This window comes from Flavobacterium soyae (genome assembly GCF_021245985.1).
In the GTDB taxonomy this organism is placed as follows: Bacteria; Bacteroidota; Bacteroidia; order Flavobacteriales; family Flavobacteriaceae; genus Flavobacterium; species Flavobacterium soyae.
The window spans coordinates 67300-83512 of the sequence record NZ_JAJQXA010000004.1; the positions used below are offsets into that span (position 1 = coordinate 67300).

Below are 16213 nucleotides of genomic sequence, written 5' to 3' on the forward strand. Positions count from 1 at the left end.
AATTTTATGGTTTTAAAAGACTTTTACAAAGTACTTTCAGAGGAGAAAACAGGCGATGCTAAGTATAATATTCGTATATTAGTTAATGCCAATCATGAGGTTTTTAAAGGTCATTTTCCTGAAAACCCAATAATGCCGGGCGTTTGCATGATTCAGATTATTAAGGAACTTGTGGAGTCAATCACAAAAAGTTCTTTGATAATACAAACACTTTCGAATGTAAAATTCATGGCATTAATTAATCCGGAGACGAATCCGGAACTGCGTTTAGAACTTGACATTACAACCACAGAAGATGATTTGGTAAAGGTGAAAAACACGACATATTTTAACGACACTGCTGCTTTAAAATTAAGCAATGTGTATAAAAAATTATAAATTATGAAATTCCTTTTGTCATTACTTCTATGGATAAATTTTGCCGTAACGCCAGATTTGGCTTCTATCCGCAAAATGTATCCTGATGTCACAAAGTCTGAAACAAATGCTAAAGAATTTACTGAAAAACTTGCCGGCGTTTCAACTAACGACGATCCAGTTTTAGTTGCTTACAAAGCGGCTTCAATTTTGCTGGATTCGAAGTTTAAAGATAAATTAAAAAATAAAATTGATCGTTTTAAAGAGGGTGCAAAACTTCTGGAATCGACTATAAAAATTGACCCTGATAATATCGAGATTAGAATGATCAGGTTAAGTATTCAGGAAAATGTTCCTGGAATTACGGGTTATAAAAAAAATATTAAAGAAGATAAAAAATTTATCACAGCACATTATGCCGAGCAAAATGGTGCTTTGAAAAATTATCTAAAAGATTTTGTTTTACAATCAAAAAGTTTCTCTGACAAGGAGAAGCAGTTTGTAAAATAAACTCATGAAAAATTCTCAATGAAACCTATTTTATCAAAGCAGGAACTGCTCGATTCAACTTCTTTTTGTGTTATTGTACCCTCTTACAATAACCATAAAACATTGAAAAAAGTGTTGGATTCTATTTTAGATTTCACTCAAAATATCATTATTGTAAACGATGGTTCAACAGATGAAACCAGCGAAATTTTAAAACAGTATTCACAGTTTACTCAAATTCATCATCCTAAAAATTTAGGAAAAGGAAGAGCGCTGCGAAATGGTTTTAGAAAAGCAATTGAAATGAATTTTGAATATGCCATCACGATAGATTCTGACGGGCAGCATTTTGCTTCTGATATTCCTGTTTTCATTTCAGCAATTCAAAATGAACCCAATTCACTTTTAATTGGAAGCCGAAACATGACGCAGGAAAATGTTCCGAAGAAAAGCAGTTTTGGCAACAAATTTTCTAATTTCTGGTTCAAGTTTGAAACCGGAATTGAACTTCAGGACACACAATCTGGTTTTAGATTATATCCTTTAAAATTAATTCCAAAACGATTTTACACCAATAAATTTGAGTTTGAAATCGAAGTGATTGTTCGTTCAGCATGGAAAGGAATTGTAGTAAAAAATATTCCAATTCAGGTTTTGTATGATCCGGCAGAACGTGTTTCGCATTTTCGCCCTTTCAGAGATTTTACCCGAATCAGTATTTTGAATACGGTTTTGGTAACTAATGCTTTGCTGTATATTAAACCTCGCGATTTCTTTCGGCGAGCAAAAAAAAAAGGTTTTAAAAAGTTTTTTCTAGAAGATATTTTAGAAAGCAACGATTCTAATTTCACAAAATCTGCCTCAATTGCTTTGGGGATTTTCATCGGAATTTCGCCTTTTTGGGGATTTCAAACCATACTTCTTTTTACTTTTGCCGCTTTGTTCAGGCTCAATAAAGTAATCGCTTTTTTGTCGTCAAATGTAAGTTTTCCTCCGTTTATTCCACTGGTAATCTACGGTTCTTTAAAAACGGGAAGTCTTTTTATTTCGAGCGATGCGCCGCTAATTTTAGATAGTTCGGCCACACTTGATGATATTCAAAAAAACGCTGCACAATATATCGTCGGAAGTCTTATTTTAGCATCCGTTTTAGCACTATCAGCTGGCTTAATAAGTTATTTGCTTTTAAGCGCTTTTAGTTCTAAAAACAAAACGAATATTAAATAAGGTTTTGCCACAGATTATATGGATTAAAATGATTTTCCTATCTGTGTCGGTTTGCCACGAATTTCACGAATTTTCACGAATTAATGATACAGAAATAATGTAAATATTTTTGCCACAGATTAAAGTGATTTACACAGATTTTCGTTGCTTTGAATTTCAAAAAATAAATTCGTGAAAATTCGTGAAATTCGCGGCAAAAAAAAATCATTTTAATCCATATAATCTGTGGCAAAAAACAATAATAAATAATTATGCATCAATACTTTTACGCCATTCATTTATTTGTAAACCGAAGAAAATCTCTCTCGGTTCTTTTGGCTGTTTTGATGCTTTTGGTATTTGGATTTTTTGCTTCGCAGATTAAGTTTGAAGAAGACATAACCAAACTTATCCCAACAAATGACAAAGCCGATGCAACTGCAAAAGTTTTAAAACAATTAAACTTTGCCGATAAAACAACCGTTATTTTCAAACTCGAAAAAAATGGTTCTGCCGAAGATTTAAAAGAAATCGCAGCCACTTTTTCAGACAGCGTTGCCAAATCCTGCAAACCTTACATAACCGGAATTCAGGGAAAAGTTGATGAAGAAAACATCCAGGAAACTATCGATTTTGTTTACAATAATCTGCCGCTTTTTCTTGAAGATAAAGATTATACTGCCATTCAAACTAAACTTCAAAAAGATAGTATTGCAGCAACCGTTCAGGGAAATTATAAATCGATTATTTCGCCGTCGGGATTTATTACAAAAGATTTTATTCTACAGGATCCGCTCGGAATTTCTTTTATCGCTTTAAAAAAATTACAGCAATTAAATATTGGCGACGATTTTACGCTCGACAATGGGTTTGTAATGACAAAGGATAAAAAGAAATTACTGCTTTTTATAACCTCAGATATTTCTTCAAGCGAAACAGAAAAAAACAGCATTTTTGCCGAAAAACTAAAATCAATTCAGGAAAATTTAAATACACCGTTTAAAGGAAAAACTTCTGTGAGTTATTTTGGTTCAGCATTAATTGCGGCTGCAAATGCCAAACAAATTAAAAGCGATATTGTTTTAACAACAACAATCGCAATGATTACGCTAATGCTGATTTTGATTTTGTTTTACAGAAAAATATTAATCCCGTTAATTATTTTTCTGCCAACGGTTTTCGGAGCTTTATTTGCCGTTGCGTTTTTATATTTTGTAAAAGAACAAATTTCAGCCATTTCTCTCGGAATTGGTTCTATTTTATTAGGAATCACGATCGATTATTCGCTTCACATTCTGACACATTACAAACATAACAGCGACATCAAAACATTGTATAAAGACATTACAATGCCGGTAATTATGAGCAGTTCAACAACTGCTGTTGCTTTTTTATGTCTGCTTTTTGTAAAATCTGATGCGCTGAATGATCTCGGAATTTTTGCAGCCGTTATCGTAATGGCAGCCGGAATTTTTTCGCTTTTGATTGTTCCGCATTTATACAAACCAAAAGAAAACAATTTTGAACACAAGAAAAATGCAATCGATAAACTAGCTCATTTTTCATTTCATAACAACAAATTCTTAATTGGTTTTTGTGTTATCATTACCATTATTTGCTGTTTTACGTATAACGATGTTGGTTTCAATAACGATTTGTCGCAGTTAAATTTTGTTCCGAAAGATATTAAAGCGGCCGAAAAACAATTGGAAGAAAGTACCAGCCTAACTTCAAAAACTATTTATGTTGCGGCTTACGGAAAAAGCATGGAAGAAGTTTTGCAGAACAACAGCAAGCTTTTTGCCGATTTATCTGCAGCAAAACAACAAGACAAAATTTTGAATTTTAGTTCTGTTGGCGGAATTGTGCTTTCGCAAAAAGAACAGCTTCAAAAAATTGCAAAATGGAATTCGTTTTGGAACTCAGAAAAAAAACAAATTTTAAAATCTCAATTAATTACCGAAGGTTCAAAACTCGGTTTTAAACCAACCACTTATTCACTGTTTTTTGATCATTTAGATTTTGATTTTAAACCTATTTCTACCCAAGATTATTTAAAAATCCAGGCATTACAGCTGAAAGAATTTGTAACCGAAAAAAATGGTTTTTATACGATTTCTACTTTAGTAAAAGTCACGCCGGAACAGCGCGACAAATTTGTAAAATTGACTTCTGCAAAAGAAAATCTTATTGCAATTGATCGTCAGCAAATGAACGAAACTTTTTTCAGCACTCTAAAAACCGACTTTAATTCACTTGTCAATTATTCTTTTGTTGCGGTAATTTTAATTCTGTTTTTCTTTTTCAGAAGAATTGAATTGGTAATCGTAAGTTGTATTCCAATTGCTTTAACGGGAATTGTAACGGCCGGAATTATGGGTATTTTTGGCATTCAAATGAATATTTTCAGCATGATTGTCTGCACTTTAATTTTTGGTCACGGTGTCGATTTTAGTATTTTCATGACAAGTGCTTTACAGAAAGAATATACAAACGGAAAAAACGAAATTGCAATTTACAGAACATCCATTATTCTGGCGGTAATTACAACTATTTTAGGGATTGGCGCCATGATTTTTGCCAAACATCCGGCGCTGCGTTCTATTTCTTCTGTTTCATTAATTGGGGTTTTTGCAGCGTTAATTATTACGTTTATATTTTATCCAATTCTATTTAAATTATTTTTGTCAAACAGACCTAAAAACGGAAATCCGCCTTTTCAATTACGCACTTTTATTTTTGGTGTAATGTCATTTTTCTATTACGGTTTGGGCGGTATTTTAATGTCTATTTTCAGTTTTACATTAATGCCGATTTTGCCGCTCAGCAAAAAAACAAAAATGCAGGGTTTTCGATATGTCGTTTCAAAATACATGAAATCGGTATTATATTCTAACCCTTTTATACACAAAAAAGTCGTTAATAATTTTAATGAAACGTTTGAAAAACCAGCCGTTATTATTGCGAATCATTCTTCATTTTTAGATATTTTATCCATTGGAATGCTGAGTCCAAAAATTATATTTTTGGTAAGCGACTGGGTTTACAACTCTCCTATTTTTGGCGGCGTTGTCAGGAAAGCTGGTTTTTATCCGGTTTCTGAAGGTTTGGAAGGCGGCGTTGAACATTTACGTAAAAAAGTAAACCAAGGATATTCGTTAATGGTTTTCCCAGAAGGAACACGCTCAGAAAATAATGTTATTAAACGATTCCACAAAGGTGCTTTTTTCCTTGCTGAAGAATTTAAGCTAGACATCATTCCGGTTGTCATTCATGGTGCTTCAGAGTTAATCCCGAAAGGAGATTTTGTCATTCACGACGGAACTTTAACCCTTACTATTTTAGAAAGAATTACGCCGGAAAATACTTCTTTCGGGAATAATTATGCCGAAAGAACAAAACAAATAAGTACCTTTTTTAAAGCAGAACACCGCAAAATTCGCCAGCAGTTAGAAGGCCCGGATTATTTCAAAAAAATGCTGATTAATAGTTACGATTATAAAGAAATTGAAATTGGCGATGCTGTAAAAAAAGATTTAAAGCAGAATTTAGAAACCTATTTCAATTTAAATAAACACATTAATCCAAAGGCAAAAATTTTACATCTTGGCAATGATTATGGGCAATTAGACGTTTTATTGGCATTACAGGAACCGCAGCGAAAAATATTTTCTTTTATAAATGATGAAGAAAAAGTATTGGTTGCCAAAACAAATTATTTTCTAAAAAAGAGAAAAATATCCTATCTGGATTCACTAGATTCTGTAGTTGAAAATCAATATGAAATCGTTTTAATTTCTGATGAAAATTATGCTTCGGATCTTGAAAAAGTGACTGCAGCTTCTTCAATAATTTTAGTTAATTCTTCTCATTTAAAAACTAAATTAAAGGATTTTGGTTTCGAAGTTGTTGCAGAAGAAAATGCGATAATTGTATTAAATAAAAAGTAAATGAAAGAGCAGTACGATGTAGTAATTGTTGGCAGCGGTTTAGGCGGATTGGTTTCGTCTATAATTTTAGCTAAAGAAGGCTATAGCGTTTGTGTGCTCGAAAAGAACAATCAATACGGTGGAAATCTGCAGACTTTTGTTCGTGATAAAACTATTTTTGATACCGGAATCCATTATATAGGAGGTTTAGCCGAAGGTCAAAATCTCTATAAATATTTTAAATACATCGGCATTATTGATCATCTCAATTTAAAAAAATTAGACGAGAATTGTTACGATATGATTTCGTTTGAAGACGATCAAAACCAATATCCGCATGCGCAGGGTTATGAAAATTTTGCAAAGCAGCTTGCCGTTTTTTTCCCTGAAGAAAAAACAAATATTGAAAAATACTGCGAAAAACTGCAAACCATCTGCGATGCTTTTCCACTTTATAATTTAAACTGGGAAGGTAAATATGAAAACGAGATTTTGTCATTAAATGCAAAAGAAACGATTGAAGAATGTACGCAGAATGAAAAACTAAAAGCAGTTCTGGCGGGTTCTAATTTTCTATATGCCGGCATTCCTGATAAATCGCCTTTTTACGTTCATGCCTTATCTGTAAACTCTTATATTCAAAGTTCGTGGCGATGCATTAATGGCGGAAGCCAGATTACAAAACAGCTTTTAAAACAACTTAAAAAATACGGCGGCGAATTTTATAAATATAAAGAAGTTACCCGTTTTAATGTTGAAGATAATAAAGTCAATTTTGTTGAATTAAAAGATGGAACGAAAGTTTTTGGATCGATGTTTATTTCAAATATTGAACCCAAAACAACTTTAAAAATGGCTGGCGAAGAAAACTTCAGGAAAGCTTTTGTTAATCGTGTACAAAGTTTGGAAGGTGTTATTTCTGCCTTTAGTTTATACATTGTTTTTAAGCCGGAAACTTTTAAATATATCAATCATAATTTTTATCATTTTAAGAAAAGCAGCGAAGTCTGGACGGCACATGAATATAATGAAGATTCGTGGCCAAAAGGTTTTATGGCTTCGATGAATGCTTCAAAAAAAGAGGAAATTTGGGCAGAAGGAATGACGTTTATAACGTACATGAAATATGAAGATGTTGCGCCCTGGGTTGATACTTTTAATACAACAGCCGAAAAGAGCGATCGCGGCGAAAGTTATGAGGAATTTAAATCGCGAAAAACGACCAAATTTTTAAACGAAATCGAACTTAAATTTCCGGGAATCGGAGATTGTATAAAATCAATTCATACTTCTACTCCGCTTTCGTATCGCGATTATATTGGTGGTTATAACGGAAATATGTACGGTTATGTGAAAGATTCCAACAATCCGATGAAAACGCTGATTCCGGCAAAAACCAAATTGGATAATTTATATCTTACAGGGCAGAGTATCAATATGCATGGTGTTTTGGGTGTAACAATTGGTGCCGTTTCAACTTGTTCTGAAATTGTGGGCAAAGAATATTTGGTTACGAAAATTAATTCCGAATCTGAATAGAAATCATGAAAAACCGAATCTTACTTTTCTTCTTTATCGGTTTTCTACTCTTGTTTGTTTCCTGCGGAACATCAAAATCAATGCGTCATAAACCGGATCTTTCGACCTATAATTCATCGAAACCAATCGTTGTAAAAAAATCTGATTCTATTTTTATTTCCGGAAAAAATTCTCTTTTAAAAAATAAACAAGGCATTTGGGAATTGTATGTCGAAGGTGATCCGCTGGAAATTGGCTTAAACACCGGAGCCTTAACTGATTCTCTTTTAAAAAATCAACAGCAAATTTTTTTCTCCAAAGTAAAAGATTTTATTCCGTCCCGTTTTGAACAAAAAATACTCCGCCAATTTTTAAAATGGTACAATCGAAAATTATATTTGAATGTTCCCGAAGAATATCAAACAGAAATTTATGGCGTTTCTGAATACACCTCAGATGAACTTGATAACATTGCGCCCAAATATCAGCGTGGTTTATATCTTCATGCGGCGCACGATATTGGCCACGCTTTACAAGATTTGGCTTTGGTTGGCTGTTCGTCTTTTGCTGCGTGGAATGAAAAAACAGAAGATGGAAATTTAATCCTCGGACGTAATTTTGATTTTTATGTGAATGACGCTTTCGCGGAAAATAAAATCGTGGCGTTTATAAAGCCCAAAGAAGGTTACAAATTTATGATGGTTACCTGGCCGGGAATGGTTGGTGCCGTCTCCGGAATGAATCAGGAAGGTTTAACGGTAACTATTAATGCTTCGAAATCTAAAATTCCGCTAATTGCCAAAACACCCATTTCGATTTTGACACGCGAAATTTTACAGCACGCTAAAAACATAGACGAAGCCATTTCGATTGCAAAAAAGAGAAAAGTATTTGTTTCTGAATCAATAATGGTGGGAAGTGCAAACGACAATAAAGCAATTTTAATTGAAGTTTCACCAACAAAAATGGATGTTTACGATGTTCCAAATACCGATCAGTTGATATGTTCGAATCATTTTCAGGGCGACGTTTTCAAAGATGATAAACGAAATCAGGAACAAATTGTAAACAGTCATTCTGAATATCGCTTTGAAAGGATGCAGGAACTTCTGGCAGAAAACCCAAAAGTGAATCCCGAAATTGCTTCGGAAATTCTTCGAAATAAAAATGGTCTAAAAGATATTCCGCTTGGTTACGGTTCCGAAAAAGCTTTGAACCAATTAATGGCGCACCACGGAATTATTTTTAAACCGAAAGAAAAATTAGTTTGGGTTTCGGCAAATCCGTATCAATTGGGCGAATTTGTTTGTTACGATTTAAATTCCGTTTTTGGCGAAAGAAAAAATGATTCTTTAAATTCTTTTCAAAAAGAAAATTTAAATATTGCCAAAGATCCGTTTTTAGAAACTGCTGCTTTTAGTAATTATAAAAAATTCAAAATCGAAGATGATAAAATAGATTCGTTTCTTGAAAGTAAGGAAGAAACAATTTCTTCAGAATTCATTCAAAATTATCAATCATTAAACCCTGATTATTGGGTTGTATATTATAAGGCAGGATTGTACTTTTACCAAATAAAAGATTTTAAGCAGGCAAAACTTAATTTTGAAAAAGCGTTGACCAAAGAAATTACGACGCTGCCTGAAAAAGAAAAAATTGAAAAATATTTAAAAAAAATCAAAAGAAAATTAAAATGATTCCAGCAATAGAAAAAGATTCTTTAGAAGAAATTAAAATTTTTCAAGAAAAAAAACTATCTGAACTTTTACAATATATCAGTCAAAATTCTCCTTTTTATAAAAGACTTTTTGCCGGACAAAATATTGATATTTCAAAAATTAAAACCCTTGAAGATTTACAACATTTACCTGTTACTACAAAAGAAGATTTACAGCAATATAATGATGATTTTGTATGCGTTCCGCAAAATAAAATTATCGACTATGCCTCGACTTCAGGAACTTTAGGCGATCCTGTGACTTTTGGTTTAACCGATTCTGATTTAGATCGTTTGGCTTATAACGAAGCCATTTCGTTTGCCTGCGCCGGAATTGCCGAAGGCGATGTTGTACAATTAATGACGACAATCGACAGAAAATTTATGGCTGGTTTGGCATATTTTCTCGGTCTAAGAAAATTGAAAGTCGGTGTAATTCGTGTTGGTGCCGGAATTCCGGAAATGCAGTGGGATTCGATTTTAAAATACAACCCGAGTTATTTAATTACCGTTCCGTCCTTTTTATTGAAGTTGATTGAATATGCCGAAATTCATGGAATCGATTATAATAATTCGAGCATAAAAGGGGCAATCTGCATTGGAGAATCTTTGCGAGATCAGGATTTTTCGATGAATACTTTATCTAAAAAAATCACGGATAAATGGAATATTAAGTTGTTTTCGACTTATGCTTCGACCGAAATGAGTACGGCTTTTACAGAATGTGAACATGGAAACGGCGGTCATCATCATCCGGAATTAATCATTGTTGAAGTTTTGGACGAAAATAATTTACCCGTTCAAGACGGAGAAACAGGCGAACTTACTTTTACTACTTTAGGTATTGAAGCAATGCCTTTGTTGCGTTTTAAAACCGGAGATATTGTACAGCTTCATAACGAGCCTTGCGCCTGCGGGAGAAATACTTTGCGTGTTGGTCCTGTTGTTGGCCGTAAAAAGCAAATGATAAAATACAAAGGGACAACGCTTTATCCGCCAGCGATGAACGATGTTTTAAGCGGATTTGACAATATCGAAAATCATATTATCGAAATCTCTACAAACGATTTAGGCACGGATGAAATCGTGATAAAAATTGCAGTTAAAAATCAAACACCAGAATTTCTACAGGAAATTAAAGATCACTTTAGAGCGAAACTAAGAGTAACGCCAAAAATAGAATTTGCCTCAAAAGAAACTTTAAATCCTTTAGTTTTTAATCCAATGAGCCGCAAACCAATTAGATTTTTTGACTACAGGGCTTAGTATAGGTACAAAGTTGCAAAGGGACAAAGGTTCAAAGGCTCTTAATCAGCAATATAAAAAAAACCTTTGAATCTTTGCGACTCTGAACCTTTGAACCCCAATTTGGTACAAATTGAACTAAATGTTGTAATTTTGCAAAAAATTATGAAGATGGTCAAGATTGGCAACATAGAATTACCCGAATTTCCTTTATTACTCGCACCGATGGAAGATGTTAGTGATCCGCCGTTTCGCAGATTATGCAAAACGCATGGAGCTGATATGATGTATTCTGAATTTATTTCGTCGGAAGGATTAATTCGTGATGCTATAAAAAGCCGCATGAAACTGGATATTTTTGATTATGAACGCCCGGTTGGAATTCAGATTTTTGGCGGTGATGAAGAAGCAATGGAGATGTCTTCTAAAATTGTTTCTACTGTAAAACCAGATCTAGTAGATATCAATTTTGGATGTCCAGTAAAAAAAGTAGTTTGTAAAGGTGCTGGAGCTGGGGTTTTAAAAGATGTTGATTTGATGGTGCGTTTGACGCAAGCTGTTATCAAAGGGACAGATTTGCCTGTTACGGTAAAAACACGTTTAGGCTGGGACGAAAGTTCAATTAATATCGATGAAGTTGCAGAAAGACTTCAGGATATTGGTGTTCAGGCTTTAACGATTCATGCCAGAACCCGTGCTCAAATGTATAAAGGCCATTCTGACTGGTCTCATATTGCACGTGTAAAAAACAACCCAAGAATTACAATGCCTATTTTTGGTAACGGCGATATCGACAGTCCTGAAAAAGCATTAAAATATAAAAATGAATATGGAATTGACGGTATCATGATTGGCCGCGCGGCAATTGGTTATCCGTGGATTTTTAATGAAATCAAGCATTATTTTAAAACGGGTGAACACTTACCTGCTCCAACGGTTATTGATCGTGTTGAGGCTGCGAGAAATCATTTGCAATGGTCAATGGATTGGAAAGGCGAGCGTTTAGGAATTGTAGAAATGCGTCGTCATTATACCAACTATTTTAAAGGTATTCATTCTTTTAAAGAATTCAAACAAAAATTAGTTACAACTGATGCTCCAGAAGATTTATTCGCCATTATGAAAGAAATCGAACAGGTTTATGCTGGATATGAGTTTGTTTAAAATATAATCTTTGAGTTTTGAAATTTGACAAAGAATTGAAATACAAAAAAGACCTTTCGTTAGGTCTTTTTTGTATTTATTAATCATCATAATGAAATTGACATTGTATAATTATACACTTTTGATCAACCCCCTTTGTTCCTGATACTTTATAAACCAATCGATGTTCTCCATTAATTCTTCGGGACCAAAAACTTTTTAAATCATGTCGCAATGGTTCTGGTTTACCAATTCCTTTGAATGGATTTTCTCTAATCGATTTAATTAATTCTTTTATTTTTATTGCAGTATCTGTATCGTTTTCAATCCAATATTCAAACTCTTCCCAGCCATTTTTTGTAAAACAAATATCCATATTCTTCTGCTACAATTCGTCTAAATTATAAGATGTCAATTTTCCATTTTCCATTTGTTCAATAGATTCTGAAAGCCTTTTTCTATTTGCTTTAGTTGATAATAAATGTTGTGTTTCTAATATAGAATTATACTCTTTCATTGAAATTATTACAACTGCATCTTCTTCTGTATTTCTGGGAACAACAATTATTTCTGACGATTCTGACACTTCATCAAAATAGTTTTTAATATTTTTCCTCAATGTAGATATTGTAATTGCTTTCATAATGTGTACTTTTAATTGTACGCTCAAATGTACAATGTTTTATGCTTTTAAAAATGGTTTTTCTAATATTTAACTTTTTTATATAAAAAAAGCCTTCGATTTGAAGGCCTTTTATAAAATTACACTTGAACTCTTTTCCATTTTCCTCTTTTATAGAAAAAGATTCCAGCTAAAGTTATAGCAGTTTCGGCAACGGGAATTGCGATGAAAACTCCGGTTGGCCCCATATTAAAATGTTTGGCTAATACAAAAGCCAGCGGAATTTGAAAAAGCCAAAACCCGAAGAAATTAATTCCGGTTGGTGTCCACGTATCTCCTGCTCCATTAAAAGTATTGATCAAAACCATCCCGATTCCGTAAAAGATAAATCCGATACTCATAATTTGCAGTGCTTCGACCGCAATGGTTTTAACCATTTCATCATTGGTAAAAAATGAAATAATATATTGGCCTAAGCCTAAAGTAATAATCATAATCGCTGCCATGAAAATTACGTTATACCTTGCTGTTGTATAAACCGATTTTTCGGCACGTTCAATTTGTTTTGCTCCTAAATTCTGCCCAACTAAAGTTGCTGCCGCATTACTTAATCCCCAGGCCGGAAGAATGAAAAACATCATTATTCTAAGTGCCGTTTGATATCCTGCAGAACCGTGATCGCCTCCGGTTGTTGCTACTAATTGTGCTAAGAAAATCCAGCTGCATGATGCAATTACAAATTGTAAAATTCCCGGTGCAGCTATTTTAACTAACGCTTTTATTTGTTTAAAGTCTGGAGCGAAATACGCTGTTTTAATTTTTAAAATTCCGTTTCCAGAGAACAAATGATAAACCTGATATAAAACTCCAATGCTTCTTCCTAAAGTTGTTGCCAAGGCAGCTCCAACTAGACCAAAAGCAGGAATTGGCCCAAGACCGTTAATTAAAATCGGGCATAAAATAATATTACAAATGTTGGCAATCCAAAGACTTTTCATTGCAATGGCTGCATTTCCTGCTCCACGGAAAATTCCGTTAATAAGGAATAAAAGCATAATGCATAAACTTGAGCCAATCATAATCTGTGTGAATCTGAAACCGTGCTCAGCCGCTTCAACAGATGCGCCCATGAAGAGTAAAATGTCTTTTGCATAAATAATTCCGAGAATACTCAGGACAGCATTAACGGCAAATGCTACAATTATGGCCTGCATTCCGGCTTTTGCGGCAGCGACCGGATCTTTTTCTCCAATACGCCTTGCTACAACTGCTGTTGCAGCCATGCTCATTCCTATTGCAAGAGAATATATAATAGTCAACACAGATTCGGTCAAACCAACCGTTTGAATAGCAAAACTGCTATGCTCCAAATGTCCGACAAAATATAAATCGACTAAAGCAAAAACCGATTCCATCATCATTTCTAAAACCATCGGAATGGCTAATAGAATTACGGCTTTCTTTATACTTCCGGCAGTATAATCAAATGATTCGTCGCCTTTTAAGGCTTGTTTTAAAGTGGTAAAAAATTTAGAAAAAAAACTTTTTTGTATAGTTGTTTCTGTCATGATATATTAGGATAAATGATAAAATTTGTCCAGATGTGTTTATCTGAACTGAAAAGTAAAAAACGTAAGTATCCTAATTATTCTTAAAAATAAAATAGGATTAGGCAGAAACTATCATATGCTGTGAATTTTCAAGGCGGTAAATATAAGTAATATTTTGAAAGAAAATATTAATCTAATAATTTTTTACTTACACGGCTGCTGGCAATAAGTGATGCCACGAATCCTAGGGAAACAATTGTTGTCATTACGATTACAACATTTTCAAGTGTAAAAACAACTGGGTAAGCCAGCGTTGGCGTGATCATTATCAGCTCATATTTTTGCTGCAATGTGACTAATATAATCCCATAATAAAGTCCTATCAAACCTCCAAAAACACTTAGTAAAGTTCCTTGCAGGATGAAAATTCTTCTCAAACTGTTTATTTCTGTTCCCAGATTAAAAAGGGTTTTTAAATTTGTCCTCTTGTCTAAAATCATCATAATTAAAGCTCCAATCAAATTGAAAAGTGCCACAATAATTACAAGTGTAAAAATTAAATAAACAGCAATATTTTCGGTATTGAGCATTTTATATAAAGACTCATTCAATTGCTCTCTATTCTTTATAGTGACTTTATTATTAAAAATCTTTTTAATCTGTGCATTCACCGCATTTTCATCTGCGTTTTGTTTTAACCTAAATTCGATTCCCGAAATTTGATTTGGCTTATACATTAATAATTCCTGTGTTAAACCTAAATCGGCAAAAACATATTTCGAATCTAAATCTTCGCTGATTGAATAAATCCCAACGGGTAAAACATCTGTTTTATTAAATGCTTCTTCGGGATTGTCAATTGCTCCTTTTCCGGGTTTTGGAGCAAATATCTGCAGCGGGTTTTCGAAATCAAGAATTCCCAGCGAAAAATCCTGAGCGATTCCGTAACCAATAACAACTTGATACGAATCTGGTTTTAGCCATTGTCCGTTAAAAAGTTTTACTTTAATATTGTTTACAACCGGATAGATACTGTCAACACCTTTTAAATAAGTAACACGCTGTTTGTCTTTAAATAAAAACAAAACCCGTTCTTCAATAATTTTTGTGTAACAGGCAACACCATTAATTTCTTTCAGCTCTTTTTCTTGCTGGGGTGAAATTAAAAATGATTTTCCGTACGTACTTGTCATTTTTAAATCTGGATCAATCTCATTTGTAAACGAAAGACTGAAAACTTTTAATCCGCTAAAAACAGATAAAACCACAAACAAAGCCATTGTACCAACAATAATTCCCATGCTGGCAATTAAATTGATGATATTAATAGCGTTATTTTTACTAAGACTGAAAAGATAACGCTTGGCTATGTAAAATGGGAAATTCAATTTATGATTTTCTTCTTTTTTCTAAAAGATCACGGTTTTCAATAGGGTTTTCTTTTCCTGCTAATGCATTGTCAATTTTTTCTATATAATCTAATGAGTCATCAATAAAGAAAACCAAATTTGGTACGCGACGCAATTGCAGACGAACGCGCTGCGATAAATCATGTTTTATTAAAGTTGTATTTGATTTTATTCCTTCTAAAGTTTCTTTTGCTTTTTCTTGAGGAAAAATGCTTAAATATACCGTTGCCACAGATAAATCTGAGGTTACACTAACTTTGGATACTGAAATTACCAAATTGCTAACTCCATTTTTTCGCACTTCACCTTGCAGAATATCAACCAAATCTTTTTGGATGACACTGCCTATTTTTTTCTGTCTATTTGTTTCCATAGTGCAAAAATACTATTTTTAAATTCATTCGATGCAATTTCAAATTAAGTAAAGAATTATTATTGAATTTTTGTCTTGTTTTTAATGTACTACTCTCAAGAAACAGCTGTCTTCTACCTTTTTTAATTCTTATAAAAGCTGATAAAAATCATATTATTTATCAGAATTATTTTACATATTTGGTGTAAATATAAAACTGATCTATTATGAAAAAAAGAGAACCAATTAGTCACATCATGACTAAAACCGTGGTGACTGTAAATCAAAATGACGATTTAAGAAAAGTAGTAGAAAAATTAAAATCGAATTCTATTCGACATATTCCAGTTGTAAACGGTAAAGAAGTAGTGGGCATTATCAGCCGTACAGATGTGAACCGTCTTACTTTTGGTGCTTTGTTCGACGGACAAGAGGGTGTTGATGAAGCTATTTTAGACATGCTTACGATTCCTCAGGTTATGACATCAAAACCAAAAACTCTTTCTTCTGATACTATTATTAAGGATTTAGCATCGACATTTGTAAAAGAAGAATTTCACGCTCTTCCGGTTGTAGACAACGGAGAACTGAAAGGGATTGTAACAACAACTGATGTTATTAAATATTTTTTAGAACAATATGATTAAATAAAAGGGAGCTAAAATAGCTCCCTTTT

At 33.3% G+C, this 16213-nt stretch carries 14 protein-coding genes; 9 read left to right on the top strand and 5 right to left on the bottom strand.

The window, feature by feature from the left end:
• Nucleotides 1-6: 6 nt before the first annotated feature.
• The 8 genes from LUU93_RS06790 to dusB all read left to right on the top strand — a co-directional run bounded on the left by LUU93_RS06790 (nt 7) and on the right by dusB (nt 11625).
• Complete coding sequence (locus LUU93_RS06790; RefSeq protein WP_232679626.1) at nt 7-378, top strand: ApeI family dehydratase; 372 nt, start codon at nt 7-9, stop codon at nt 376-378.
• Nucleotides 379-381: 3 nt separating this feature from the next.
• Entirely contained in the window at nt 382-867 is a 486-nt protein-coding gene (locus tag LUU93_RS06795) for a hypothetical protein (protein WP_232679628.1), read from the top strand.
• Between the two features lie 18 nt (nt 868-885).
• Entirely contained in the window at nt 886-2073 is a 1188-nt protein-coding gene (locus tag LUU93_RS06800) for a DUF2062 domain-containing protein (protein WP_232679630.1), read from the top strand.
• Between the two features lie 251 nt (nt 2074-2324).
• Nucleotides 2325-6002 (top strand): MMPL family transporter, encoded by a 3678-nt coding sequence (locus LUU93_RS06805; protein ID WP_232679632.1) that lies wholly within the window; start codon nt 2325-2327, stop codon nt 6000-6002.
• Nucleotides 6003-7520 carry a phytoene desaturase family protein gene (locus LUU93_RS06810; RefSeq protein WP_232679634.1) on the top strand — a complete coding sequence of 506 codons (1518 nt, stop codon included), beginning with the start codon at nt 6003-6005 and terminating at the stop codon, nt 7518-7520.
• A gap of 5 nt (nt 7521-7525) precedes the next feature.
• The gene (locus LUU93_RS06815; protein WP_232679636.1) at nt 7526-9196 is read left to right on the top strand and encodes a C45 family autoproteolytic acyltransferase/hydrolase; all 1671 of its coding nucleotides are present in this window, start codon (nt 7526-7528) and stop codon (nt 9194-9196) included.
• Nucleotides 9193-10482, top strand: coding sequence for a flexirubin biosynthesis putative acyl-CoA ligase FlxY (flxY, locus tag LUU93_RS06820; protein WP_232679638.1), 1290 nt, complete (start codon nt 9193-9195; stop codon nt 10480-10482). Before LUU93_RS06815 ends, flxY begins: the two co-directional genes overlap by 4 nt.
• A 150-nt stretch (nt 10483-10632) precedes the next feature.
• Nucleotides 10633-11625: a tRNA dihydrouridine synthase DusB gene (gene dusB, locus LUU93_RS06825; protein WP_180857035.1), complete on the top strand. Its 993-nt coding sequence runs from the start codon at nt 10633-10635 to the stop codon at nt 11623-11625.
• Between the two features lie 79 nt (nt 11626-11704).
• Here the strand turns inward: dusB and LUU93_RS06830 are convergent, their stop codons facing one another.
• The 5 genes from LUU93_RS06830 to rbfA all read right to left on the bottom strand — a co-directional run bounded on the left by LUU93_RS06830 (nt 11705) and on the right by rbfA (nt 15558).
• Nucleotides 11705-11980 (bottom strand): Txe/YoeB family addiction module toxin, encoded by a 276-nt coding sequence (locus LUU93_RS06830; protein ID WP_232679640.1) that lies wholly within the window; start codon nt 11978-11980, stop codon nt 11705-11707.
• 9 nt (nt 11981-11989) lie between these two features.
• On the bottom strand, nt 11990-12247 hold the full coding sequence (locus LUU93_RS06835) for a type II toxin-antitoxin system Phd/YefM family antitoxin (protein WP_232679642.1): 258 nt from the start codon (nt 12245-12247) through the stop codon (nt 11990-11992).
• A 119-nt stretch (nt 12248-12366) separates the two neighbouring features.
• Nucleotides 12367-13794 (bottom strand): MATE family efflux transporter, encoded by a 1428-nt coding sequence (locus LUU93_RS06840; protein WP_232679644.1) that lies wholly within the window; start codon nt 13792-13794, stop codon nt 12367-12369.
• A 170-nt stretch (nt 13795-13964) separates the two neighbouring features.
• Entirely contained in the window at nt 13965-15164 is a 1200-nt protein-coding gene (locus LUU93_RS06845) for an ABC transporter permease (protein WP_232679646.1), read from the bottom strand.
• A gap of 1 nt (nt 15165) precedes the next feature.
• Nucleotides 15166-15558, bottom strand: a complete 393-nt coding sequence (gene rbfA, locus LUU93_RS06850; protein ID WP_057121824.1) for a 30S ribosome-binding factor RbfA — start codon at nt 15556-15558, stop codon at nt 15166-15168.
• 206 nt (nt 15559-15764) lie between these two features.
• Between rbfA and LUU93_RS06855 the strand changes: the two genes are divergently transcribed.
• Nucleotides 15765-16184, top strand: a complete 420-nt coding sequence (locus LUU93_RS06855; protein ID WP_053472968.1) for a CBS domain-containing protein — start codon at nt 15765-15767, stop codon at nt 16182-16184.
• Nucleotides 16185-16213: the final 29 nt, after the last annotated feature.